The organism is Cupriavidus sp. 05T313 (assembly GCF_056396665.1).
Map to the genome: position 1 here is coordinate 1 of NZ_JBFTLX010000687.1, position 389 is coordinate 389.

At 60.4% G+C, this 389-nt stretch carries 1 protein-coding gene and 1 pseudogene; both read left to right on the plus strand.

Annotated elements, in window-relative coordinates; all coding sequences use genetic code 11:
• Nucleotides 1-311: pseudogene (locus AC1DKD_RS42380) on the plus strand (polyhydroxyalkanoate depolymerase); the annotation flags it as partial.
• Between the two features lie 25 nt (nt 312-336).
• A partial coding sequence (locus tag AC1DKD_RS42385) for a hypothetical protein (RefSeq protein WP_477144887.1) occupies nt 337-389 on the plus strand: 53 nt, incomplete at its 3' end.

Here is a 389-nt window from a genome sequence, read left to right on the forward strand (position 1 = left end):
GCCAGCCTACGGTGCCGGTGCTCGCGGCCATCTCCCTGCTGGCCTCGGCCGGCGAGAAGACGCCCAAGACCATGACCATGATGGGCGGCCCGATCGATGCGCGGCGCAGCCCGACCGCGGTGAATTCGCTGGCGACCAACAAGTCGTTCAAGTGGTTCGAAAATAATGTGATTCACACGGTGCCGGCGAATTACCCCGGGCATGGCCGCAAGGTGTATCCGGGCTTTTTGCAGCACGCAGGCTTCGTCGCTATGAACCCGGACCGTCACCTGACTTCGCACTACGACTATTACCTGAACCTGGTCGAAGGCGTCGTTCAAGTGGTTCGAAAATAATGTGATTCACACGGTGCCGGCGAATTACCCCGGGCATGGCCGCAAGGTGTATCC